Below are 23,860 nucleotides of genomic sequence, written 5' to 3' on the forward strand. Positions count from 1 at the left end.
GGGGCCCAGGGTCTGTCGTCAAAGGGGGCGTCCGGCCGCGAGCGGAGGGGGTGCGGGGATGGACGTCAGGACCTCCGGCGCCAGGTCGAGTGATACGTGTGCGCCTGGAGCGCGCCTGCCCGCCGAGTATGCGCGGTGGGAGCCGGGCGAGGCCACGGCGGGCCTCGGCGTGCACCCGGACGACCTGCCCGACGGCCTGGTCATCGCCGATGAGACCGGCCGCGTCACCTGCTTCAACGCCGCGGCGGCCCGGATCACCGCGACCCGCCAGGCCGACGCCCTGGGGCGGAAGCTGGAGCGCGCGCTCCCGTTAGAGGACCTGGAGGGGCGCCGCTGGTGGGCGCTGACCGATCCGTACGGGGGCCTGGCCACCCGCGTCGGCCAGCCCGAGCGGAACCTCCTGCTGCCCGGCGGCCGTGAGGTGCTGGTCTCCGCCCGGTATGTGCGCGAGCGGCCGATGGGGCCGGTGCGCCGGGTCGTGGTCTCGCTGCGCGGCACCGAGGCGCGCCGCCGCACCGAGCGCAGCCACGCCGAGCTGATCGCCACCGTCGCCCATGAGCTGCGCTCCCCGCTGACCTCGGTGAAAGGGTTCACGGCGACGCTGCTGGCGAAATGGGAGCGCTTCACCGACGACCAGAAGCGGCTGATGCTGGAGACCGTCGACGCCGACGCCAACCGCGTCACCCGCCTGATCGCCGAGCTTCTCGACATATCGCGGATCGACTCCGGCCGTCTTGAGGTGCGCCGCCAGCCGGTCGACATCGCGGCCGCGGTCCGGCGCCACGTCCAGGCGCTGACCGCCTCGGGTCACTCCTCCGAGCGCTTTCTCATCAAGGTCAGGGAGCCACTGCCGGGCCTGTGGGCCGATCCGGACAAGGTCGACCAGGTGCTGGGGAACCTCCTGGAAAACGCGGTGCGCCACGGCGAGGGAACCGTCACCATTGAGGTGGCCCCCGAGCCGGTCAAGCCGGCCGCGGAAGGCCCCGCTGTCGAAAGGACCGCCGTCACCGTGAGCGATGAGGGCCCCGGTATCCCGGAGGAGTCGATGAGCCGCGTCTTCACCCGCTTCTGGCGGGGCAGCAAGCGCGGCGGCACCGGCCTGGGCCTGTACATCGTCAAGGGCATCGTCGAGGCACACGGCGGGACGATCACCGTCGGCCGGGCCCACGGCGGCGGCGCGGAGTTCCGATTTACCCTGCCCGTGGGTACCCCGGCCTACCTGGCCTGAGGAGCCCACGGGCCCACACTCGACCGGGGCCCGGGGCGTCCCCCGGAACAGCGCGGTCCAGCGCCCTTTAGACTCGGCTTTTGGCACCTTTGGCGCACCAGTGGTCGAGGCGGGCCGCGCCCAGCCAATCGGAAGCACGGGAAGAGATGTCGGCACCGAATAAGTCGTACGACCCTGTCGAGGTCGAGGCATTGAAACCAGAAGAGGTCGCCCGGATGCGGGACGAGGCGCTTGCCGCCGTCGCCGCGGCCGGTGATCTCGAGGCGCTGCGCGAGGTGAAGGTCGCGCACACCGGCGACCGCTCGCCGCTGGCGCTGGCCAACCGCGAGATCGGCGCGCTGCCGCCGCATGCGAAGGCGGACGCGGGCAAGCGCGTCGGCCAGGCGCGCGGGGCGGTGAACAAGGCGCTGGCGGCCCGGCAGACGGAGCTGGAAGCGGAGCGGGACGCCCGGGTGCTGGTCGAGGAGGCGGTGGACGTCACACTGCCGTACGACCGGATCCCGGCCGGCGCCCGCCACCCCATCACCACGCTCTCGGAGCGCATCGAGGACGTCTTCGTGGCCATGGGCTACGAGGTCGCCGAGGGGCCCGAGGTCGAGGCGGAGTGGTTCAACTTCGACGCGCTCAACTTCCCGCCGGACCACCCGGCCCGTGAGATGCAGGACACCTTCTTCGTACAGGCCGCGAAGGGCGCGAAGGGTGCGAAGGGGCAGGAGGGCGGCGAGTCCGGGGTGGTGCTGCGCACCCACACCTCGCCCGTGCAGATCCGGTCGATGCTCGACCGGAAGCCGCCCATCTATGTGATCTGCCCCGGCCGGACGTTCCGTACCGACGAGTTGGACGCCACCCACACCCCGGTCTTCCACCAGGTCGAGCTGCTGGCCGTCGACGAGGGCCTGACCATGGCCGACCTCAAGGGCACCCTGGACCACATGGTCAGGGCGCTGTTCGGGGAGGGCATGTCCACCCGGCTGCGGCCGAACTTCTTCCCGTTCACCGAGCCGTCCGCCGAGATGGACATGCAGTGCTATGTGTGCCGCGGCGCCTCGGTCGGCAACCCCGACCGGCCCTGCCGCACCTGCTCGAGCGAGGGCTGGATCGAGCTCGGCGGCTGCGGCATGGTCAACCCGCGGGTGCTGATCGCCTGTGGCATCGACCCGGAGAAGTACAGCGGGTTCGCCTTCGGGTTCGGCATCGAGCGGATGCTGATGTTCCGGCACAACGTGGAAGACATGCGAGACATGGTCGAGGGTGATGTGCGCTTCACCCGGCCCTTCGGGATGGAGATCTGATGCGGGTCCCGCTTTCTTGGCTGCGGGAGTACGTCGACCTGCCGGCCGGTGAGACCGGCCGCGACGTGCAGGCCAAACTCGTCTCGGCCGGGCTCGAGGTCGAGACCGTCGAGCAGCTCGGCGCCGGGCTCAAGGGCCCCCTGGTGGTCGGCCGGGTGCTGGCGATCGAGACGCTGGAGGGCTTCAAGAAGCCCATCCGCTACTGCCAGGTCGACGTCGGACAGGCGAACGGTACGGGCGAGCCGCAGAACATCATCTGTGGCGCGACCAACTTCGCGGTCGGCGACAAGGTCGTCGTCTCCCTGCCCGGCGCGGTGCTGCCCGGCGGCTTCGCGATCGCGGCGCGCAAGACGTACGGCAGGGTCTCCGAGGGCATGATCTGCTCGGCCGCCGAGCTGGACATGTCCGACGACCACAAGGGCATCATCGTGCTGCCCCCGGAGTACGAGGTGGGCACCGACGCGATCGAGCTGCTTCAGCTCGTCGACGAGGTCCTGGACATCGCCGTCACCCCGGACCGCGGCTACTGCCTGTCGCTGCGCGGTATCGCCCGCGAGGCCGCCACCGCGTACGGGCTGCCGCTGCGCGATCCGGCCCTGCTGGACGTGCCCGCGCCCAACGCGCACGGCTACCCGGTCCAGGTCGCCGACCGGATCGGCTGCGACCGCTTCACCGCGCGTACGGTCACCGGGCTCGACCCCGAGGCGCACTCCCCGATCTGGCTGCGGCGCAGGCTGCAGAAGGCCGGGATGCGGCCGGTCTCGCTCGCCGTCGACATCACCAACTACGTGATGCTCGAGCTCGGGCAGCCGCTGCACGCCTACGACCGGTCGCGCGTCAGCGGGGCGATCGGCGTGCGCCGCGCCGAGCCGGGCGAGAAGTTCACCACCCTCGACGGCACCAAGCGCGTCCTGGACGCCGAGGATCTGGTGATCACCGACGACAACGGCCCGATCGGGCTCGCCGGCGTCATGGGCGGTGCCAACACCGAGATCGCCGACGCCGTGACCGACCCCGAGACCGGCGCCGTCCAGGGCACCACCGACGTGGTCGTCGAGGCCGCGCACTTCGACGCGGTCTCCATCGCCCGTACGGCGCGCCGCCACAAGCTGTCCTCCGAGGCGTCCCGGCGCTTCGAGCGCGGCGTCGACCCCGAGGCCGCCTCGGCGGCCGCCCAGCGCACCGTGGACCTGCTGGTGCTGCTGGCGGGCGGCACTGCCGAGGCGGGCGTCACCGAGATCATCGCGCCCGGCGCGCCCCATACGATCACGGTGGCCGCCGACCACCCGGACAAGGTCGCGGGCCTCGCCTACGGCCGGGAGACCGTGGTGCGCCGGCTCCAGCAGGTCGGCTGCGACGTCTACGGCGCCGACACCCTCACCGTGACCGTCCCCAGCTGGCGGCCCGATCTGCGGGACCCCAACGACCTCGCCGAGGAGGTCATCCGGCTGGAGGGCTATGAGAACCTGCCCTCGACCCTGCCCCAGCCGCCGGCCGGCCGCGGGCTCACCGAGCGCCAGCGGCTGCACCGCCGGGTCGGCCGGGCGCTGGCCGGCGCCGGCTATGTGGAGGCCCTGAACTACCCGTTCATCGGCGAGGAAGTGCTCGACCAGCTGGGCCTGGCCGCGGACGATCCGCGGCGCGACCTGGTCCGCCTGGTCAACCCGCTCTCCGACGCCGAGCCGGCGCTGCGCACCACCATGCTGCCGGGGCTGCTCGCCGCGCTGCGGCGCAACGACGGCCGCGGGACGCACGACCTCGCGCTGTTCGAGACGGGTCTGGTCTTCCGCGCCACCGGCGACGAGCCCCCGGCGATCAGCCTGCCCGTCGACCACCGTCCGTCGGACGAGGAGATCGCCGAGCTGAACGCCGCGCTGCCCAGCCAGCCGCGGCGCGCCGCCGTGGTGCTCGCGGGCGCCCGTGAGCAGTCCGGCTGGTGGGGCACGGACACCGCGGTGAGCTGGGCCGACGCGGTCGAGGCGGGGCGGATCGTGGCCCGTGCGGCGGGCGTTGAGCTGATCGTCCGCCAGGACCAGCAGGACCCCTGGCACCCCGGCCGCTGTGCCGCGCTGCTGGCCGTCGTCGACGGCCAGGAGATCCTTGTGGGCAACGCCGGTGAGCTGCACCCCCGGGTCACCAAGGCCCTCGGCCTGCCCGAGCGCACCTGCGCGATGGAGATCGAGCTCGACCGCCTGGAGCGGGCGGCCCCTGGCCCGGTCCAGGCGCCGCATGTGTCCACCTTCCCGGTGGCCACCCAGGACGTCGCGCTCGTCGTCGACGCGTCGGTCGCCTCGGCCGATGTCGAGGCGGCGCTGCGGACCGGCGCGGGTGAACTCCTCGAATCGCTGCGGCTGTTCGACGTCTTCACCGGCGAGCAGTTGGGCGAGGGCAAGAAGTCCCTGGCCTACGCACTCCGCTTCCGCGCCCCCGACCGCACGCTGACGGCCGAGGAGGCCTCGGCGGCCCGTGACGCGGCCGTCGCGGCGGCGGTCGAGCGCACCGGGGCGGTGCTGCGCGGCGCCTGAGCGTTTCGCCGTTTCGCCTGAGTGCTGGTGGGGGCGTATCCCGTAAACGGGGTGCGCCCCCACGGCGTTGAGGGGACCGTTTGTCGCTGCTTCGGCGTGGCGTTCGGCAACACGGTGAAGAACATCTCACCCGATCAGGTGAGAATCGGAGTCTGACTACTCATTTTGGCAGAAGCTGTCGAAAGAATCGTTCCGGTCGCACGGCCCGCGCAGCACCGACCACCAGGGCCCGGCCAACCGCCTCATTGGCCGGCGTTGGGGGACGACACATGATCGGGACATGGGCAGTCGGCGGTGCGTTCGTACCGGGTGCACGGGGCCGACGGGCCCTCACCACGGTCATCCCCTGCCTCTGGGTGCTCGGCGCCCTCTGCTGGGAGCTGCTGACCCCGCACGACACCGAAGTGGTCCCGCTCCTCGCCGCCGCACCCGCCATCGCCTGCGCCAGCAGCGGCCGCCGCCGATGCATCCTGCTGCTCGGCGGCGCGAGCATGCTGTTCGCCCTCGGCCCGCCGAGCACCCTGGAACCCGACGGCGACGTGGAGGAATCACATGCGAGCCTGGTCAGCTGCGGCGCCATCCTCGCCGTGGTCGTCGCCAGCTATCTCACCAACGGCCGCAGGCTGCGGCTGGTCCGCGAACTGGAGCAGCTGCGGGCGGTGGCCGCCGCCGCGCAGGACGCGGTGCTGCGGCCGCTGCCGGCCCGCCTGGACGGTATCGAGATGGCAGCCGGCTATCTGTCGGCCAGCCGGGGCGCCGCGGTCGGCGGCGATCTGTACGAGGTGCTGGCCACCGCGCACGGCGTCCGGCTGATCATCGGGGATGCGCGCGGCCACGGCGTCGGCGCCATCGGCAGCGTCGCCGCCGTGCTCGGCGTCTTCCGCGAGGCCGCCTACGACGAGCCCGAACTCACCGACGTCATGCGCCGCCTGGACCGCGCGCTTCAGCGCCATCTGCACGAGCGCGCCCTGGGCGATCCCCCGGCCGGGGAGGAGCCGAGGACCCCGGTCGCGGAGGAGTTCGTCACCGTACTCCTGCTCGAAATGGGCCCCGACGGCGAGCTCACCGCCCTCAACTGCGGCCACCCCTGGCCGTATCTGCTCTCCGAGGACGCGACCGGCGAGGCGCGGGCGCCTGGCGGCGAGGTGCGGGGGCCGGGCGGCGAGGTGCGGGCGCGCCGGCTGGACCTGGGCGAAGTGCTGCCCCCGCTCGGCCCCTTCCCGCTGCCCGACGACCTCCCCGCCGCCCGCGGCGCCCCGCTGCAGCCCGGCGAGGCGCTCGTCCTGCACACCGACGGGGCCGAGGACGCCCGCGACGCGCACGGGACCTTCTTCGAGCTCGGACCCGCCCTGGTCAAGGCCGCGGGCACCGGCCCGATCGTCCCCGCGGCGGTCGTCGACGGGGTGCGGTCGGCGGTGCTGCGGCACACCGGCGGCCGACTCGCCGACGACGTCGCCCTGCTGGCGCTGCGCAACGAGATGAAGACCGGCTGAGGCCGGGCCTGTTCACACCCCGGGTCGGTTCACACCCCGTGCGAACCGACCTCCACTACGCTGGCCATGCGGGGCACGCGGCTGCGGGCGCATCAGGAGGGGGTCATGGAGCCCAACACACTGCTCGACTCCGTTCTCGACGAGGCCGGGATCTCCCATGCCGGACTCGCCGCACACATCAACGAGGCGGGCCGGGCCCGCGGCATGAAGCTGCGGTACGAACACACCGCGGTCGCCCGCTGGCTGAAAGGCCAGCGCCCCCGCGGCCAAGTGCCCGACCTCATCTGCGAAGTGCTCGGCGAGCGGCTGCACCGCGCGCTCACCCTCGACGACATCGGCCTCGGCACCCCCGGCTCCCCGCGCGCCCCCGCCACCCCGCTGTCCGGCTTCGTCGAGCGCGCCACCGCGCTGTGGCGCTCCGACGAGCAGCAGCGGCCCCATATCGTGGCCGCCCCCGCGGTCACCGGCACCCCCGCCGTCATCCCGGTGTGGGAGTGGGAGAACCCGCCGGAGGACTCGGATGTCTCCCGCCGCGGCCTCACCCGCGTCAGCATGTCCGACATCGACATGCTCCGCGCCGCCCGCGCCCACTACGAGCAGCTGTATCGCAAGGCCGGAGGCGTGGCGACCAGAGCCCGCGTCGTGGGCTTCCTCAACGCCGAGGCCGCGCCGCTGCTGCGCGGCAGCTACCCCGACGCCACCGGCCGCCAGCTGCACCGGGCGACCGGCGGCCTGGTGGCCATCGCCGGTATCTGCGCCTACGACTCGGACGCCCACGGCCTGGCCCAGCGCTACTTCCACCAGGCGCTGCGGCTGGCCAAGGCCAGCGGGGACCGCGGGCTCGGCGCGTATGTCATCGCGCTGCTGGTCAACCAGTCCCTGTTCATGAAGGAGTACCGACAGGCGGTCGCCTTCGCCGAATCGGCGCTGCGCGCGTCCGGTTCGCATATCACCCCCGCGCTCGCCTCCGATCTGTACGCCATGCAGGCCAAGGCGTACGCGCGGCTGGGCGACGGGGCCGGGGCGCTGGCCTGCATCCGGCGCGCCGAGACCGCCGCCGACCGGATCCGCCCCGGCCAGGAGCCCGACGAGACCGGTTACGTCCAGCCCGGCCTGGTCAACGTCCAGGTCGCGGAGGCGCTGCTGAGCCTGGGCGACCTCGGCGGCGCCCTGGAGAACGCCGCCGCCGCGGTCGGCACCCCCGCGCACGACCGCGGCCGGGTGCACCGGCTCGCGATGCTCACCCATATCGCGCTCAGACAGGGCGACGCGGACCGGGCGGTGGCCACGGCGGTGGAAATGACCGAGCGGGCCCGCGGTATGGAGTCCAGGCGGTTACGCGACCGGCTCCGCGCCGTACGGGAACACCTCGCCGAGAGCGGGAGCGCGGCGACTGCCGAGGCCGCCGAACTCATCGACGGGGCGCTGCGCGTGCCTCTCTGAGTCCGGTCCGCGCCCTCGTCGACAGCCTTGCCAACTGTGCGGCGGAAGGTGGCTGACAGTGCGATGGAAGAACCTCAGGGAGCGGACCGTGTACGAGAACCGGTGGTTCTCGGTGAACCTCGCCGACGTCAGACTCCCCGACGGCCGCCACCTGGACCACTATCTGATCCGGCTGCGCCCCGTGGCCGTGGCCACCGTCGTCAACGCGGCCAACGAGGTACTTCTGCTGTGGCGGCACCGCTTCATCACCGACGCCTGGGGCTGGGAGCTGGCGGCCGGCGTCGTCGAGGACGGCGAGGACATCGAGGTCGCCGCGGCCCGCGAGATGGAGGAGGAGACCGGCTGGCGCCCCGGCCCGCTGCGCCATCTGCTCTCCGTCGAGCCGTCCAACGGGCTCACCGACGCCCGGCACCACATCTACTGGGCGGAGGAAGCCGCGTACGTCGGGCCGCCGGAGGACGACTTCGAATCCGACCGGCGCGCCTGGGTGCCGCTCAAGTCCGTCCCGGACATGGTGGCGCGCGGCGAGGTGCCCGCCGCGAACATGGCGGCCGCGCTGCTGCTGCTCCACCACATCCGCCTGGGCTGACACCTCCGCCTGACATCCGCCTGCGCTGACGTATCCGCTTCGGCTGACCGCCGGCGTCGCCCCCGCCGGCGGCCTGCCGACCGCGTGCCCCCCAACCGTGTGCCCCCCAGGCCGGGCGTCAGCGGACGGCGGCCTGCCACAGCGCCAGCACCAGCGCGCATACCCCCGTGAGCGCGGCGATGGACGGCAGCGGCCAGCGGCCGTGCTCCAAGTGCCGTACGCGTACGGTCAGTTGCTCCACATCCTCCTCGGACTGTTCCCCGCGGTGGTCGAGCAGGGCGAGTTGTCCGTCGAGACGGGCCAGGCTGACATCGACCCTGCGGCGGATTTCCGCGAGCTCCACGGCTAACGCGGCGTGCTCGGGCTCGGTGGTCACGGACTGTTCCCCTTCCGGAATGTGCTTTCGTGCACTTTCGACAGTCCGAGTCAACCGTGTCGCAGGGTAGCGCGGGAGAGTGTGTGCAGGACGGACGCGGGTCACCGGCGCACACCCCGTGTGAAAACCGTGTGACCGAGTTGTGTGGTCGGTCACATCCGGAGCCGAGAGTGATCACGCTGCGTAAGGCATTGGAGTGCTCTGCACGCCGGTGACGTAACCGCGGGACACCTGCGGCGTTCTCATCCCGTCCGACCGATCCGCGGTCCGGGAGGCCGTCATGCCCGCAGCAGACGCCGAGGTGCCGGTACTGATCGTCGGCGGTGGGCCGATCGGGCTCACCGCGCGGGCGCTACTGGAGCGCTGGGGTATCCGGACGTTGCTGGTCGAGAGGCACGGCGAGCTGTCGCCCTTTCCCCGGGCCCGGCTGGTCAATGTGCGCTCGATGGAGATCTACCGCCGGCTCGGGCTCGCGGCCAAGATCGCGGCCGATGCGTTCGCGCCGGAGTACGGCCGTATCCGCTTCCGTGACACCATCCACGACCGCGACTTCGCCACCGCGGCGATGATCGGGGTCAACGCGCCGGTGCCCGAAAGCCCCGCGATCGGCGTGGTCACCTCGCAGGACCGGCTGGAACCCGTCCTGCTCGCCGCGGCGGACGCACCCGTACGGTTCGGGGTCGAGCTCGTCGAGCCGGCCGAAGAACCCGAGAGCGTCGTCGCCCTGCTCGTCGACCACCGAAGCGGTGCGGAGACCCGGGTCCGTGCCCGTTATGTACTCGCCGCCGACGGGGCGAACTCCACCGTCCGGCAACGGCTGGGAATCGACACCACAGGCCCCGGAGGGATGGGGGGCTTCAGCACGGTCGTGTTCGACGCCGACCTCAGCCGCTGGTGCGCCGACCAGCCCGCCGGGGTCTACTTCACCGCGCACGGACTGTTCGCCCCGCTCTACCCCGAAGGAGGGTGGGCCTGGTTCGTTCCCACCCCCGAAGACGCCGCGCACACCGACTGGCCCGAACTCGTCTCGCGCGCCCTCGGCCCCGGCGCCGACGTACGAGCCGACGTGTCGCGGGTTCAGCACTGGGTGATGAACGCGTTCGTCGCCGAACGCCTCCGCCACGGCCGGACCCTACTGGCCGGCGATGCGGCGCACGCGATCCCCATCGTCGGCGGCCTGGGCATGAACACCGGCATCGCCGATGTGCACAACCTCTGCTGGAAACTGGCGGGTGTGCTCCGCGGATGGGCCGAGCCAGGCCTGTTGGACACCTACGAGACGGAACGCCACCCGGTCGCCCACCAGACGCTCCGGCAAGCGGTGGCCAACACCAAGCTCATGCTCGACGTACAGAACCGGCGCCGCGAGCAGCTGCAGGCGGGTGAGTCGGCGCCGACCCACGTCGAACTGCCCTGGTCGGAGCGGTACTTCGCGCAACTCGGTCTCGTACTCGGCGCCACGTACTGCTCCGATGCCGACACCGACACGGGCCCGGACTACGTCCCCACCCCGCACCCGGGCCATCGAATGCCGCATCTCTGGCTCACACCTGACCGCTCCACGCTCGACGCCGTGGGCGAATGGTTCACCCTGCTCACCCCGGACCCGGCCCACTGGGAGCGACACTCCACCGCACCATGGCCGCTGCACATCGAGCCCCTGCCCCGCGAGTACACCGACCTCTGCGAGATCGGCCCTCACGGAGCGCTCCTCATCCGCCCCGACGGCCACATCGGCGCCCGCTGGCATGACCGCCCACCCAACGACTCCACCCTCCACCACGCCCTCACCACCATCACCCGCTCGACACCCTCCTAGCGTTGGTCGGTGTGTCCGATGGGTGTCCGGCTATGGGGGAGGCCAGACCGCCAGCGGCAGCTGGAGACGGCGGTCTTGCCTGTTTGCTGAGGGGTTACAGAGGGGCCAACTCCACCCTGCCTGTGAATCGGCCACCCACTTGATCGGCGAGCCAATGGACGCGGGAGACCTGGTCGTCGTTCCGGTTCCGGACGTGCACGTGGACGGTGTGGTCCTGCGACGGCTCGTCCTGGTAGAGGTCCCGGGAATTCACTGTCAGCGTGAGGTACGCGTACTTCTGCGAGATCGCCTCCAGCCCCGCTTCGGGAACTGCGGGCCAAGTGTCCAGATCCCACCGAACAGACGCGGGATCTGGCCCCAGAGCAGCGATGAAGGGCTCAGCGCGGTCCAGCGGACGACCCCAGTCGAACACTCGGATCGGCAGACAGTCCGCAGGGTTGTCGCCGGCCTCCGACGAACCGTGCTCCTTGTCGGCCGACGCCCACCATTCGAGGTCGGGCAGTACGTGACGCACTTGCGCCAGCACGTCCGGCGACCTGATCACGGCTTCGAAGTCAACCTCTCCCTGGCCGACGTCTGCCATGCCCAGCAAGGTACGCACCGCTCGTATCGCTTCAGACAGGTTGGCAGTTGTGAGGACAGCAGCCGCAGTCGAGTTACTCATCCCGGAACCATAGGACGGCACCCACAGACCGGCGCCCGTTCTACGGTATTGCCCTTCTTATAACGCTCTCGTCGAAACTGGGGGCCGTCCGCCCGCTGCCCCAGCGTGATGATCAAGGACAGCGGGCGACAACGGCTGTCGGCACTCAGGTGGAGTTTGCTGGTGAACCCGCCCCGCGAGCGGCCCAGTTCGCGACCTCCTGAACCAGCGGCCGACCACAGCCGGTGGCGCTCATAAACGGTCTTCCAGGGAAGGAGAGACGCCGAAGATCGCGTGATGGGCGAAGCGCCGCGCGCAGCCCACACGTCACCTGACGGGCGCGGCGGCCCGTTGCGTCAGCTGCTACCCGACCGCCTCAAATGGAGCGTCGCTGCTCCTTCCTCAACGAGGCAGTGAAGGAGGCTCGCCTCCGCGGTGTTGACAGCCTGCAACATCGTGGACAGCACCGACTCCGGCAGGGTCCCTTGCCCCAGGCGGCCGTCGCGGACGATCGCTTCCAGCTCAACCCGTGGCTGCTCGCTGGCCGATAGGACGGGGCGGCGCAGGATCTCGCGTGCAGCGTAGGCGTCGCCTGCCTGCGCGGTGTCGGTGACGATCGCGTTGTGTAGGGGCTGTACTTGGGCTTCGCAGCCTTCTGGTGCCAGGTCGATTGCCGTCAGGACCAGCCTCACCCGGAACATGCGCAGGTGTGGAGGGGTGGGCTCCAGGCCATCCCGCACGGCGCGCGCCACAGTGGTGAATGCTTCTGCCGTGGTGCGGCCTGCAAGGCGGTCGGCGTAGTGGCGCAGGATTTGTGCGACAGCCTTCTCCCACGGTTCGGTGATCGTGGCCTTGTCGATCAGGGAGTTGGCTGCGTCCGTGTCGGCCCTGTGCAGGTGTGCGATGACCTGTGTTTGCGTGCTGTCGTGCAGCCGCTCAGGGGCTTGGTCGTAGGCGGTCGCGTGCTCTGCTGCTTGCGACCATTGGCTGGTGGCGACAAGGAGCCGCGTGCCGTCTTCGAGCAGGAGGGTGCGTAGCCAGGGCTGGATGTGGTCCCGGGTCGTGTCGGTGGTGAAGCCCGTGAGGTCGATGGGATGGCCGTGGACGGTGACGGTGCCGCCGTCGTGTACGGCGCGGAGCACGCTCATCAGCTGCTGATAGGCGGAGTTCGGGTCTCCGGCTCGGGCCGCAAGTCGTACGAGGTTGACGATCGGCTGGAGGCTGTTGATGGCAGCGTCCCCGGTGATGGGCCATGCCGCCTGGAAGACGCGGAGCTGACGGAGGCACAGGGTCGGTCGCCAGGTCGGTCAGGCCGCAGTCGGAGGCGATCAGCGCGGACAGGTTCCAGGTGGCGCACGCGAGGTCGATTCGGTCGAGGAGGGGTCCGTCTTGCGCCGACTTCTCCGCACAGGCGCGTACCTCTTCGATCCGGGTGGCGAAGTTGGGGTAGACGAGGTGGGGTCGGCTCACCAGCGGGAACCGCTTGGCGAGGCGGTGGAACTTTGCTGGCGCGGGCGTCGCGGTCACAGCGTCGGCCTTTCCGCGGAGTCAACGGGGTGCAAGATCGCGTTGCGGGCCGCGTGAGCGAGGATGCTCTGGGTGCGGGAGGGCAGGCCGATGCGGTTCCAGTGGAAGATCACGTGGTAGGAGATGACCTCGCGCAGGCCACGGTCGAGGGTTCCATCCCGGGCGGCTGTGCCGAGGTCTGTTCCCGCGTGCTGAAACGCGTGGACCCAGTCGGCGGCGGGCTTGAGCGTGCGGTTGGACTGGAGCATGGGGCCGGTGGGGCTGGTGTCGGCGAGCAGCAGTTGCCGCAGGCTTCCGGCCATGGCCTGGACTTTGGCGCCCGGTACGTCTGGGGGAAGGGGCCGTTCCTGGGTGACGCGATGCCAGACGTCGCCCTGCTCGTACCACTCCAGTCCGGCGGCGCGCATCAAAGTGGCGCACAGCAGCAGCGACAACTCCCGGCGGCCCAGATCGCCATGGGCTGTGGTGAGGATGGCGCGGCTGTCGGCGTGGAACAGGGTGTGGGCGATGGTCATGCTGGTTTCGCCGCCGAACGCCACGGCTTCGGGTTCGTAGATGCCGGGCCACCAGCGGTTGACTCGTCCGTCGGCGGTGAGTTCGTCCAGCGTGTCGGCCAGCGATGGGGGGAGCTGCGTTCCGGGAGCTGGGAGCAGGCGCAACCGCCAGCACGGATGCTTGCGTATGAACCACCAGCCCGTGATCCGCTTTTCCTGTTGGGCCAGATCCAGGATGGGGGCGATGTGGTCGGCGGCGGTCCGCTCGGCTTTGTCCCAGTCGGTGAACTGTACGTACAGCTGAGCCCACGCCGGCGGCCCTGCCTGTTGGGCGAGCGCCCGCTGTCCGGCCTGCTGGTAGACGGCGACGGCGGCGTCCAGGTCGGCGGGTTCGAGTCCGGCGTGGGCTGCGGCGGTGTCGGTGCTGGCGCCGGCCATGACCTCCAGCACGGCGTGCAGGGTCGCTTCCAGGTGAGTGGGTTGGCTCAGTCGATCAGCAGACATGCGTCCCATCCCGAGGTCGGCGCAGCGTCGTGGGCTGCGGTGGTCAGTGCGAGGGCGGTGCCCGCGTCACCTTGCAGGAGGCCGGGATCGGGCCCGGATTGGGCGTGCCGGGTCAGGGCGGCTGCCAGGTCGAGCAGGGCAGCCCGCAGGGTCGGGGCGGCGGCGTCGTGGGCCGCGCGCCAGGCGGTCTGGTAGATGCCCGCCCAGCCGTGACACAGGCCCGTGTCGACGATCGTCGACAGGTTGGAGTCGGTCAGGCAGCGGGCCATGGCCTCCTCGTACAGGTGCTGTCGTGTGGCGTCGTGGCGGGCGATAGCGGCGAGTTGTCCCGCGCGGGCGATGCCGGGGGTTCCGTAACACCAGCTGGGACGGGCCGGGCCGGTCTGACTGGGTACGCCCGCTTGGAGGTCGCCGAGGTGAAGGTGTTCCGGCCACCAGGGTCCGCTGGGCCCGTCCTGCCGCCACGCATCGAGCCAACCGAGGATGGTGTCGATGGCGTCCTGGTGGCCGTCTACGGTTACGCCCTGGCGCAGGGCGCGGGCGAGCAGCAGCAGCGGGCCGGTGATGCCGTGGGCCGCGCCCAGGTTGGCGTGCCCGCCGGGGAACTGCCGGGACTGGGTGAGGTGCGGGTCGTGGCTGACCCACCAGCCGGGCAGCTCCCCGTTGTCATGGTCGAGGGTGGGGCGGGTCAGCGTCACGAGATAGGAGAGGATACGTTCCATCGCGTTTCCAGCGGGGGCGCGGCGCAGGAGGTGGGCGCCGATACCGGTCATCCCGTAGAAGACGTCGTACTCGTGGAACGTGGGGCGGCGTCCGCTGCACAGGCGGGTGTCGGTGGCATCGGCCCGGCGGTGCGCGAGATCGGTGACGTGCTGGTCCATGGTGGCCAAGGTGTCGTGATAGCGGGCCGAGTCGGCGGTTATGGCGCAGCTGAGCATGAAGGCGACGGCGGGCGCGCCCAGGTAGAGACCGCTGGTGTCGGCGGCACTGACGTCGGCGGCTACGGCGCTCTTGATCCAGGCGTGCGCCTGCTGCCAGGTGCCGCGACCGGTGCGGGCCCGCTCGATGTGGAGCAGGGCAGTACCGGCTGCGCCGACGGCCAGGGACTGCGCTGTCCAGGGTTGGTCTTCGGGTGGGGGTGTGGGGGAGGTCAGGTGCCGGGCGAAGGTGTCGGCGGCGGTGGCCGGGCTGTTTGTGGTGGTCACGGCTGGCTCTCCCGGTGGCGCAGGGCGCAGGCTCGGACGAGCCGGCCAGTGAGACGTTCGCGGTCGGGGTCGACCGGCAGCGCGCGGATGTAGTGCTGGTGGAGGAGGGACATCAGCACGGTGTCGGGGTCGCGCTGCTTGGTCAGCTGGTCGCGGTACATGTGCAGAGTGACGGCGCGGTCCTGCCAGGCGGCGGCCACCTCCGGGCCACCGGGGATGGACCGCAGGCCCATGCCGTCGGGGTGGGCCAGGGCGAGGGCCTGACGCAGCAGCGCCCGGTCCAGCGGGCCGTGCTCGTGGGGCAGGTGGCGGGTCAGCCAGTCGGCTGCCTGGTCCGCGTCGCCGGTGAACTGCGTCGCCAGGTCGTACATGCTCGCCGCGGTGAGAGCGTGGCCGGTGTGGCTGTCGTCGGATGTGATGCGGATCTGCGCCACGCAGGCGGCCGAGTCAGCAGCGAATACCGTGTGGGCTGCGTCAAGGGCGGGGCCGTGACCGTAGCGGCCGCTCTGTGGCTGGTAGGTGGCCAGCTCCAGGCGGGAGGCCAGGCGCTGCTCGTGCAGAGTGTCGGCCCAGTCGTGAAGGATGGCGGAGACCGCGCCGTAATCATCCGGAGTCGGCAGGTGCAGGTACAGGGCCAGGTGCAGGTCGGAGTCGGGCCGTGTGGTGTCGCGGTGACGGCGGAACCACCACTGTGGCGGGTCGGTGAACTGGGCGAGGAGGCCGGGCAAGTGTCCGGTCAGGATCTCGCCGAACCGCTGTGGGTGAGCGTGGAGTTGCGCGTGCAGGATCGACGCACGTCCTGGCATAAGAGCCCTGGTGGCTGCGGCCGGTACCGTGAATACGGGTGGTTCAGAGCGGGGGCCGACGGCGTTCGCCAGCTTCAGGGGAATCAGCAACTCATGCGGGCGGCCGATCCAGGCGCGGTCCTCCGGGCCGGGGGTTTCTCGCAGCTCGATTCGGCGGGTGCTGTCCAGCCGGGCCCGCAGCACCGTCCGGTGCAGCCGCTGAGACAGGTCGATGGGCAGCTGCTGGTCGTACTCGACCAGGGCTACGCGGTCGGGCACGCGGAACTTGTCCCGCCAGCGGTGCAGGGCGGTCTCCCAATCGGGCATCGGGAGACTGCGGCCGGGCAGGTCCTCAGCGGCCAGCAGCCACCGTGCGGACGCGAGGATGGTCCGCTTGTACCGCACGCGCGGCAAGTACGGGAGGCGCGCGGCGGCTCCGAAGTTGAACGCCTTGTAGACGGCGCATCTGCTGGTGGTGATCTCCGCCAGGAACCGGGCGAGGGGTGGTGTGTGGACCGAGGCTTCCAGGGCATGCGGGACGCGGGGCTCGATGCGGCGGCTGGCGGACATCTGCACGAGGTAGAACTGCCGGGCGTCTGCGGTGATTGCCAGGTCGGTCAGCCGGATGACGCCGGGGCCCGGCGCAGGGTGCTCACCCAGCGGGATGACGTGCGGCAGCAGCTGCATGGCGCGGGTGACGTTCTCGTTGCGGCGGCGGCGCGGAGGGAAGGAAAGCTGTGCGGGGATCGCTCCGGGGCTGGCGGTCGCGTAGCTGGACGCAAGAGCGGACTGTGCTTCGGGTGGAAGCAGATGGGCGAAGCGCCCGAACATGCTGCTGCCCGGACGGGGCGCCCCGGTGATCAGGAGCCGGTAGTCGGAGTGCTGGATGGCGTCCAGCGATGCGGCGTGGATCTCCACCGCGACCTCCGCCCGCGGAACGGGGAGGAAAAGTTCGGTGTCGCCGGCCGTGAGTTTGGAGACGGTCGTCTTGGTAAGGACGATCTCGGGGCTGTCGTCGAGCATGGCCTGCTGGAGCAGGGTGAGGACGGTCTCGTCCCGCTCGACTAAGTGGCGTGGGGCGCGGGTGCGATCCGCGCCGAGGTAGTCGGCGGGGAAGCCGAGACCGCTGTCGGCCACCAGGTCCAGGACGGGCACCATCGCCCCGGCCCCGTACCGGGCGCGGAACCGTTGGTGGTAGTCCCGCCACTGCGGATAGCCGTACGGGTGCGGCGTCAGCCGGTACATGACGGTGGCGGCTTCGGCAGCTTCACTCGCCAGGTGTTCGGGGAGCTGGACGTCGCAGTCGAGGACGGTGTCCACCAGAAGCGGCACGCGGGCGGTGGCACTCACGTGCTGCATGCTCTGCGCCAGCTGGGCGCCGGGCGCCCATGGGGCGGGAGTTTCCGGGTGGTTCACGCCGTCTCGGATCGACGCGAGCTGGGACGCCAGGTCTGCGATGTCAGAGATGCTGGCGGCGTTTGCCTTCTCCAACTGCTCGCACACGTGGGTGAGCGTGTCGGCGCACGTCATCGGCGGCCACAGGCTGCTGATCAGGATGTGCTTGGACAGAAGGTCGGCGAGGAGGCCGGAGAGCTGGTCCGGGCGGGCGGCCGGAAACAGCTCGGCCAGGCCGCGCAGCAGGGAGCTGTACGGGACGGGCGTTACGGCTGCGGAGAGGGCGGCGGCCACAGGACGGGTGCGGCGGATGGACAGCTCGACCGGGGCCAAGCGTTTGGCATGCGCGTCGGACGGCAGACCGGGCACGACGTGCCGGTTACCGCGCTGCTGGCCCGCGTTGTTGGCGACGACGTCCAGTCGGCCAAGCAGCTCAGGAGACTGTTCGAGCCGGGTGATGACATCGGTGAGCCAGTCAGCGTCTGCGCGGAGCACGGTCCGACGCTTGTCACTCCACACCACACGCGGGCCTTGGCCGATCTGTGCGGGGGCGACCCCGGCGAACACGCCGAACGGTGTGGGCCGGTGGCTCCAACGCAACAGGTACGAGGCCAGCGACAGGACGGCTCGGCGTACACGCCGGGCGTCGGTGTGCTTGCCGTCCAGAATCGCGGCGACCTGCTGAAACAGGATGGGGCTGGCGGCAGCCAGCGCGTCGGACACTTGGTCGCGCCACACGGTGGCCAGCCATGCCCGGCCCTGTGTAGCCGCGTCGTCGCCGTACGCATCCAGGTCGGGCAGGGGTATCGGATCGGCAGCGGTGGAGGCGCGCAGCAGTGCGCCTTGCTGCCACTCGTAGCCGATGGGTGATCGATGTGCCACAGGCTTCTCCTCCTCGTATGGGGCGCGCATACGGGTGCCGCCGGGGCGAAAGCGGAGTTCGGCTTTCGCCCCGGCGACGGAAGGACCCGTCAGGAAGGGTCTTCGATGAAGGAGTTGCAGGAGCTGGCGCCGTTGGCGCAGGTGTTGCCGCAGCCGTCGCTCGTGGAGCACATGAGCTTGCGGCCCGGGTGCTCGGCGACGACGACGTGCACGTCCAGCTGGAAGTCGTCGTCGAGCAGATCCGCAACTGGCGACTCGGCCAGCGCAGTCGCTCCGTCGACCAGCATGGCAGCGGTCATGCGATCACTCTCCCTTTCTTGATGGGTGGTGCATGACGTCCTGGCCCAGCACCGCGTACTACGCGGCCGACCAGGAGACCGAGATCCGGCTGTGCTTCTTGTCGATGACCCGATCGCCGGGAATCTGGTCATCAGGCGTGCCGGCCGGGTAGATGGCCACGCGCGGGCCGGGCCCCCCACGGTGCTCCTTGCCCCAGGCCCGGATGCAGTCGGCGATCTCCTCGGAGAACGACGCGCCGTCGGGACCGAAGGCGTGGACGCCGTACTCGACGTTCTTGTCGTCCGGGCGGCGAACCAGTACGTAGGCGAAGTTCGGACCACGGACCGCAGCCATCGAGAAGCCCTTGTTGCTGGGCTTGACCACCGTGGTGTCCGAGTCGGGTGCGACGGACATGATGCAGAACCCGGGAGCCATGGTCGCCAGGTACATCTGGAGCGTGCCGATGTTCTCGGTGCGGCCGACGGTCACGCCGGTCCAGGTCTCAGCGCGCGGGGTACTCAGCACCACGTCCAGCAGGGAAGGGTCCACAGTAGGCCCGTCGTCGAACCGAAGACTGACCCCGTCATCCAAGGACAGCCGCTGCTCGTCGTGGGCGTCCTCGCCCTGCATGGGGACGAAACCGCACACGTGGGCGCTGGAGCTGACCAGGTGGTCGCCCTGGCGAACGAAGCCGTACGTGCGCGTCAGAGTCCGGATGCGCAGCGGAACGACGAGCCGGCCGCCTTCGGCCAGCTGCTCGCGCCAGCCGGGCGGGATGTCCCAAGCCCCGACGGTCACCACAATGGCGTCGTACGGGGCGTACTCGGGAACGCCGCCTGATGCGTCAGCCGTCAGGACACGGACGCGGGAGTAGCCGGTCTCGGTGAGGAAGCCCGCGGCGCGGCCAGCGGCGTCGGCGTCGATGTCGACCGTGGTGACCTGCCCTGTGTCGCCCACCAGCTCGGCAATGTACGCGGCGTTGGGCCCGTTCGTGCCGTACTCCACGACGTTGTCACCGGGGCGGATGTCGGCTTGTCCCAGCTGCATCGCCTGGACCTGCGGAGCGGACACCGAGCTGGTGTGCTTGCCGTGCTCGTCCTTCTGGGTGATCACGGCGTCGTAGGTGCTGTAGGCGTCCTCGAGCGACGCCTCGGGGACGGCCAGGTGACGGGGCACCTTGCGCATGGCGGCCTCGATGGTGGGCGAGGTGATCCAGCCGCTTTCCTTCAGCTGGTCCACGACCGTGTTGCGTAGTTCGGCCGCGCGGTTCTCGTCGGGCAGTTCGGCCATGTGCATGGTCTCCTCATGGTGCGTGTATGTGAATCCGTGATGATGTCGACCCTGCTATCTCCGCGCCATGCGGCCCTCCGGCCAAGGCTGAGATTCAGCCTTCTCCCATCCCTCCTTGGGACGCGACTTCGGACGGAGGGAGAACAGTGGCTACGGTGTGAAGCGGACGGTGACGTTCGCCCAGCCGTCCGGGCTCGCGTATTGCCATGCCCCGGTTTCGTCGGCCGAGAGCATCGCTTCGGAGTACAAGGCTCTGATCAGAAGCTTCCAGGGCTCGTCTCTTCCGGCGGTGTCCTCGCGCGACAGATCAGGTAGCGACTTGTCAGCTGCTTTGAAGATGGCTGTGCGGATATCGAAGTACCGTGCACGGTCGGCTGTTCCTGTGGTGATGCCGGATGTGCTGATGAACGTCCATTCGGCGTGCCAGGGGCCATCTGCCATGGGCGATCACCCCGGCGAAGCGCTCTGTGGGTCAGGACTTCTGGTGCTGCGACCCGTTGCAGTCACGGCAGCGGGTGACGACGACCTTGCCGCGCCGCATGGCCCTGATCTTCGTTTGTCCGCTGTACGTCGGTAGGTACGGACGGTGGGGGTCACGTGGCGCTCCTCTCCTCGGGGTCGGCCTGTCCCGGGCCGCCCAGCGCTTCCTGCTGCTGGGACGGCCCGGGGAGGCTTGGTGCCGCGCCCGTGCCGGGGGTGTTCTCGTGGGGGAACGGAAAGCTGATCGCCCCGGCAGGAGGCAGCGTCTATGCGGTGGTTGTGCCTCGCTGGCGCTGGGCGTGAAGCTGCGCGATGGCCCGCAGCTGCCGCCGCTCGTACCGCGTAGCGGGGCGCACGGAGGCACAGTGCGACCGCCATGCGAGGCCGGTGGGGCGGGTGAGGCAGACCATCGGCCCATCGAAGTCGGCGATGGTCGCGGGCATGTCGTAGACCCGGTCGTAGACCACCATGCCGACCGCGAGACGAGGCAGGGTGCTGGTCCAATTCGCGCTCGGCGCGACCCTGGTGGCTGATGCGTGGTTCACGTCGTCCCCCGCCTCAGATGCTGAGCGATCTGTTCGCTCAGGGCTACCGATTGCTGCCGCAGTGCCTCAAGGGTCGGGCGGTCGTCGTCGCCCTGCTGTCCCTGCTGCTGCCCGCCCTGTCCGTGCTGTCCGCCGTCCTGTCCCTGCTGAAGCGGGGACGCCGTCGGGTTGTTCACCTACGCCACCACCCTCACGCCGTGGAGGATGTGTGGGCCGACGTCGATTCCGTGCGCGGCCAGCCGCAGCGTCCGCCGACGCCGTTGGCGCAACCGACGTTGCGCACGCTGCTCCCACTGCTGTTCGTACGTGACGACGTACGGCCGGACCATGGCTACCTCGTGGCTGTCAGGAGGACCGAAGACCGGGCGGAACGAGACGGTGCAGCCCGCGCACTCTCCTGCAATGGGCTGTGCGGGCGCGTCGGGCAGGTGCGCAGGGCGCATCATCGGCGCGTCCTGGTAACGCGTGGCGGAACAACCATCGGCCGAATCGGCCGCACGGTGACGACCACGGCCGGGAAGTAACAACCGCGACAGTGTTTCGAGGATCTTCGCGCTATGTTTGCGCATGCCGTCAACCTCCATGGGGTTGAGGGCCACGGCCCCCGGACGTTCGCCGCTCCAGCAACGTCGCGGGGGTTCTTCCGTGGCGGGTGGTCTGTGTGGTCAGGCGGCACGACCATGCACATGGCGTGCTCGCCAGTCATCGTGCGGTCCAGTAACCAGCTCGGAGACGACGAGCACGAGGCTGCCCAGCCGTACGGCGCGTGTGACGGTGGACCTTCCAGTAGATGAGTTCATGTGGGGCGCTCCCGCTCGTCGAGTAGCTGGCCTACAAGAGCGAACCGCCTCATCGCGGTTACCGGAATGGGGTCAACGGTCCGGGAGTGGTCAAGGTGGTCAAAGATCATCCGCAGTGAAGTGGGCACTCCGGTGGTGCGGGGTGACTTTCCGACACCTGCAGGATGTGGGCGAGCAGTTGAGCATTACGTTGGATCTGTGGCCGGTCTGGGCTCGTGCCGAGCGCAGGTTGGTCAACGTGGTCAAAGATCGGCTTCAGTGGCTGGGGGCGCAACGATGGCACGCGAGCGGAACGAGAAGTTAGCTGCACTGTTGGAAGAAGCGCGCTGGTCACGGGCCCAGGCCGCCGTTGCGTACAACCGAGTCGCCGCGGAGACGCTGAACGGCGAGGTGCGGGAGAACTCCAAGATCGGGCGCTCCCACGTGAGCATGTGGGTCTCCGGAGTCCAGCCGCAGGGCGTTGCGCCCGCTATCTTGTGCCAGGCACTGTCCCGTCGTTTGAAGCGTGAAATCACGCCAGAAGAGGTCGGGTTCACAGTTTCCACCTCGCCAGCGCAGGGGGCGCTGGACTGGCGTGTCGATCCGTTGATCGCGCTGAACGACTTGAGGAGTGGCGTGGACGCGGACCGGCGTCGTCTGCTGACCGGCGGGGTGTATTCCGCGGCGGCCCTGATACTGCCGGACGAGACGTGGTGGACCGCCATGGCGAAGCCCCCGGCCGAGGAACCCGCGGCCGGGAAGCGCGTCGGTCATGGAGATGTGGCGACCGTACGGGAGCTCACCCAGGCGTTTTCCCGTATGGACCAACGGCGCGGAGGTGGCCATGGCCGGCGCGCCGTGGACGAGTATCTGAAGTCCGAAGTGCTCGACTTCCTTCGGGGCCGATTCGCCAACGACGAGACGCGACGTGCAATGTTCGCTGCCTCAGCGGAACTTGCCTACCTGTCGGGGTGGATGGCGTTCGACAATAGCGAGCACGCGGTGGCGCTCAGCCGCTTCAACACCGCGGTGAAGCTAGCGGCCCGGTCCGGTGACGCGCCATTGAGCGGTCACATCCTCCGTGCGATGGCGCACCAGGCCCTCGACCTGGGCTTTCGCAGCGAAGCCCTCAAGATTGCTCAGGCGTCGGTGCACGGGGATCGGTATGCCGCGGCAACGCCCCGTGAGCGTGCGCTCCTCGGCGTTGTTCACGCTCGTACGCTCGCCGCGGACGGCCAGAAGCAGGCGGCGGCACGAGTGCTGCTGCGCGCCGAGGACGACCTGTCGAATGCGCGGGATGGAATCAGGGAACCGGACCGAACCTTCTTCTTCGGTGAGGCGTCCTTGGCACATGAGACGGCATGCGCTCTGCGGGATCTCGGTGACCACCAGCGGGCAGTGAACGAGTTCCGGCGCTCCGTCCGTACGCGCGGGGCGGCGTTCCGACGTACCCACGCGGTGACCCTCGGGTACATGGGCGCGACGCAGATCGCACAGGGAGGAGTTGAAGAAGCCTGCGCGACCTGGACCAGCGTTCTGGACGCGATGGAGGACGGGATCTATTCGGGACGGGCGCGGCAGACAGTCGTTGACATGCGGAAACTGCTGTCGCCATTCCGGAAGCGCGGCATCCCTGCGGTGGGCGCGCTTGACGCCCGCGCGACGGTGTACCTTGCCCAAGCAGATTGATCACACGGGTCGTTGGATCGGAGAGGGGCTGGTCATGGCTTTGAAGATCAAACCGATCGGGGAAGTCGTCGAAGGTCGCGCCGAGGTCGCTGATGACTACTGGGGTGGCGTCGAGTCGGTAATCCAGCTCGACGAGTCAGAGTTCCCCCTGGACTCCGTGCAGGGCCTGGAAGAGTTCTCCCACCTGGTGGTCGTGTGGCACTTCGACCAGGCATCCCCGAGCGACGTCGAATACCACGCTCGCAGCCCGCGCGGGAACACCCAGTGGCCGGCAACAGGAACGTTCGCCCATCGCAACCACCGACGTCCCAACCAGCTCGCGCAGAGCTTCCCTCGATTGATCAAGGTCGACGGGCTCAGGTTGCACGTGACCGATCTGGACGCCGTGGTCGGCACGAAGATCTACGACCTGTCACCCTACTTCGAGGAGATGGGCCCGCGAGGAACGATCCGCGAGCCCGCATGGCCTGGCGAAATGCTGGCAGACTACTGGGCCAAGAAGTCCTGACTTCGTCGGCTACGACGCCCCAGAGGCCGGGAGGATGCCCAGACCATCCTGGAAGATGATGGCACCGGGCGCAGACCGAGCGCTTCGTAG

General features: G+C 70.0%; 21 protein-coding genes. 9 read left to right on the plus strand and 12 right to left on the minus strand.

Annotated elements, in window-relative coordinates; translation table 11 throughout:
• Window positions 1-58: 58 nt before the first annotated feature.
• The 6 genes from ACWDSL_RS02470 (at window position 59) to ACWDSL_RS02495 (ending at window position 8,570) form a co-directional block, all read left to right on the plus strand.
• Entirely contained in the window at window positions 59-1,228 is a 1,170-nt protein-coding gene (locus ACWDSL_RS02470) for a sensor histidine kinase (RefSeq protein WP_450480902.1), read from the plus strand.
• 146 nt (window positions 1,229-1,374) lie between these two features.
• A complete protein-coding gene (gene pheS / locus ACWDSL_RS02475; protein WP_450480904.1) occupies window positions 1,375-2,520 on the plus strand; it encodes a phenylalanine--tRNA ligase subunit alpha in 1,146 nt (381 codons plus the stop codon).
• A complete protein-coding gene (pheT, locus tag ACWDSL_RS02480; RefSeq protein ID WP_450480906.1) occupies window positions 2,520-5,045 on the plus strand; it encodes a phenylalanine--tRNA ligase subunit beta in 2,526 nt (841 codons plus the stop codon). The genes pheS and pheT overlap by 1 nt, the downstream gene beginning before the upstream one ends.
• A 269-nt stretch (window positions 5,046-5,314) precedes the next feature.
• A complete protein-coding gene (locus ACWDSL_RS02485) occupies window positions 5,315-6,538 on the plus strand; it encodes a PP2C family protein-serine/threonine phosphatase (RefSeq protein WP_450480908.1) in 1,224 nt (407 codons plus the stop codon).
• Window positions 6,539-6,643: 105 nt separating this feature from the next.
• Window positions 6,644-7,981 carry a transcriptional regulator gene (locus ACWDSL_RS02490; protein WP_450480910.1) on the plus strand — a complete coding sequence of 446 codons (1,338 nt, stop codon included), beginning with the start codon at window positions 6,644-6,646 and terminating at the stop codon, window positions 7,979-7,981.
• A gap of 58 nt (window positions 7,982-8,039) precedes the next feature.
• The gene (locus ACWDSL_RS02495) at window positions 8,040-8,570 is read left to right on the plus strand and encodes an NUDIX hydrolase (RefSeq protein ID WP_014175134.1); all 531 of its coding nucleotides are present in this window, start codon (window positions 8,040-8,042) and stop codon (window positions 8,568-8,570) included.
• Between the two features lie 118 nt (window positions 8,571-8,688).
• On the opposite strand, the gene ACWDSL_RS02500 is transcribed toward ACWDSL_RS02495, so the two are convergent.
• Window positions 8,689-8,946, minus strand: a complete 258-nt coding sequence (locus tag ACWDSL_RS02500) for a hypothetical protein (protein ID WP_450480912.1) — start codon at window positions 8,944-8,946, stop codon at window positions 8,689-8,691.
• A gap of 280 nt (window positions 8,947-9,226) precedes the next feature.
• Here ACWDSL_RS02500 and ACWDSL_RS02505 point away from each other — a divergent pair, with 280 nt between their 5' ends.
• Window positions 9,227-10,765, plus strand: coding sequence for an FAD-dependent monooxygenase (locus ACWDSL_RS02505; protein WP_450480914.1), 1,539 nt, complete (start codon window positions 9,227-9,229; stop codon window positions 10,763-10,765).
• 94 nt (window positions 10,766-10,859) lie between these two features.
• Here ACWDSL_RS02505 and ACWDSL_RS02510 read toward each other — a convergent pair whose 3' ends face one another.
• The 11 genes from ACWDSL_RS02510 to ACWDSL_RS02560 form a co-directional block, all read right to left on the minus strand.
• Entirely contained in the window at window positions 10,860-11,348 is a 489-nt protein-coding gene (locus tag ACWDSL_RS02510; protein ID WP_450480916.1) for a hypothetical protein, read from the minus strand.
• 416 nt (window positions 11,349-11,764) lie between these two features.
• On the minus strand, window positions 11,765-12,556 hold the full coding sequence (locus ACWDSL_RS02515; protein ID WP_450480918.1) for a hypothetical protein: 792 nt from the start codon (window positions 12,554-12,556) through the stop codon (window positions 11,765-11,767).
• Window positions 12,557-12,931: 375 nt separating this feature from the next.
• Window positions 12,932-13,933, minus strand: a complete 1,002-nt coding sequence (locus ACWDSL_RS02520; RefSeq protein WP_450480920.1) for a thiopeptide-type bacteriocin biosynthesis protein — start codon at window positions 13,931-13,933, stop codon at window positions 12,932-12,934.
• Window positions 13,915-15,138 (minus strand): lanthionine synthetase C family protein, encoded by a 1,224-nt coding sequence (locus ACWDSL_RS02525; RefSeq protein WP_450480922.1) that lies wholly within the window; start codon window positions 15,136-15,138, stop codon window positions 13,915-13,917. The genes ACWDSL_RS02520 and ACWDSL_RS02525 overlap by 19 nt, the downstream gene beginning before the upstream one ends.
• Complete coding sequence (locus tag ACWDSL_RS02530) at window positions 15,135-18,200, minus strand: lantibiotic dehydratase (RefSeq protein ID WP_450480924.1); 3,066 nt, start codon at window positions 18,198-18,200, stop codon at window positions 15,135-15,137. The genes ACWDSL_RS02525 and ACWDSL_RS02530 overlap by 4 nt, the downstream gene beginning before the upstream one ends.
• Before the next feature lie 89 nt (window positions 18,201-18,289).
• Window positions 18,290-18,499, minus strand: a complete 210-nt coding sequence (gene fxlA, locus ACWDSL_RS02535; protein WP_450480926.1) for an FxLD family lanthipeptide — start codon at window positions 18,497-18,499, stop codon at window positions 18,290-18,292.
• 58 nt (window positions 18,500-18,557) lie between these two features.
• Complete coding sequence (gene fxlM / locus ACWDSL_RS02540; RefSeq protein ID WP_450480928.1) at window positions 18,558-19,769, minus strand: methyltransferase, FxLD system; 1,212 nt, start codon at window positions 19,767-19,769, stop codon at window positions 18,558-18,560.
• A gap of 150 nt (window positions 19,770-19,919) precedes the next feature.
• Window positions 19,920-20,210 carry a hypothetical protein gene (locus ACWDSL_RS02545; protein ID WP_450480930.1) on the minus strand — a complete coding sequence of 97 codons (291 nt, stop codon included), beginning with the start codon at window positions 20,208-20,210 and terminating at the stop codon, window positions 19,920-19,922.
• Window positions 20,211-20,515: 305 nt separating this feature from the next.
• Window positions 20,516-20,794: a hypothetical protein gene (locus ACWDSL_RS02550; RefSeq protein ID WP_450480932.1), complete on the minus strand. Its 279-nt coding sequence runs from the start codon at window positions 20,792-20,794 to the stop codon at window positions 20,516-20,518.
• Entirely contained in the window at window positions 20,791-20,970 is a 180-nt protein-coding gene (locus ACWDSL_RS02555; protein ID WP_450480934.1) for a hypothetical protein, read from the minus strand. Before ACWDSL_RS02555 ends, ACWDSL_RS02550 begins: the two co-directional genes overlap by 4 nt.
• Window positions 20,971-21,378, minus strand: coding sequence for a hypothetical protein (locus ACWDSL_RS02560; protein ID WP_450480936.1), 408 nt, complete (start codon window positions 21,376-21,378; stop codon window positions 20,971-20,973).
• A gap of 492 nt (window positions 21,379-21,870) precedes the next feature.
• On the opposite strand from ACWDSL_RS02560, the gene ACWDSL_RS02565 reads away from it, so the two are divergent.
• Both ACWDSL_RS02565 and ACWDSL_RS02570 read left to right on the plus strand, forming a co-directional pair.
• Complete coding sequence (locus tag ACWDSL_RS02565) at window positions 21,871-23,262, plus strand: Tat pathway signal protein (RefSeq protein ID WP_450480938.1); 1,392 nt, start codon at window positions 21,871-21,873, stop codon at window positions 23,260-23,262.
• 34 nt (window positions 23,263-23,296) lie between these two features.
• On the plus strand, window positions 23,297-23,770 hold the full coding sequence (locus ACWDSL_RS02570) for a TrmO family methyltransferase domain-containing protein (RefSeq protein WP_450480940.1): 474 nt from the start codon (window positions 23,297-23,299) through the stop codon (window positions 23,768-23,770).
• The last annotated feature ends 90 nt before the right edge of the window (window positions 23,771-23,860 follow it).

It is taken from the genome of Streptomyces sp. NPDC000941 (assembly GCF_053599555.1).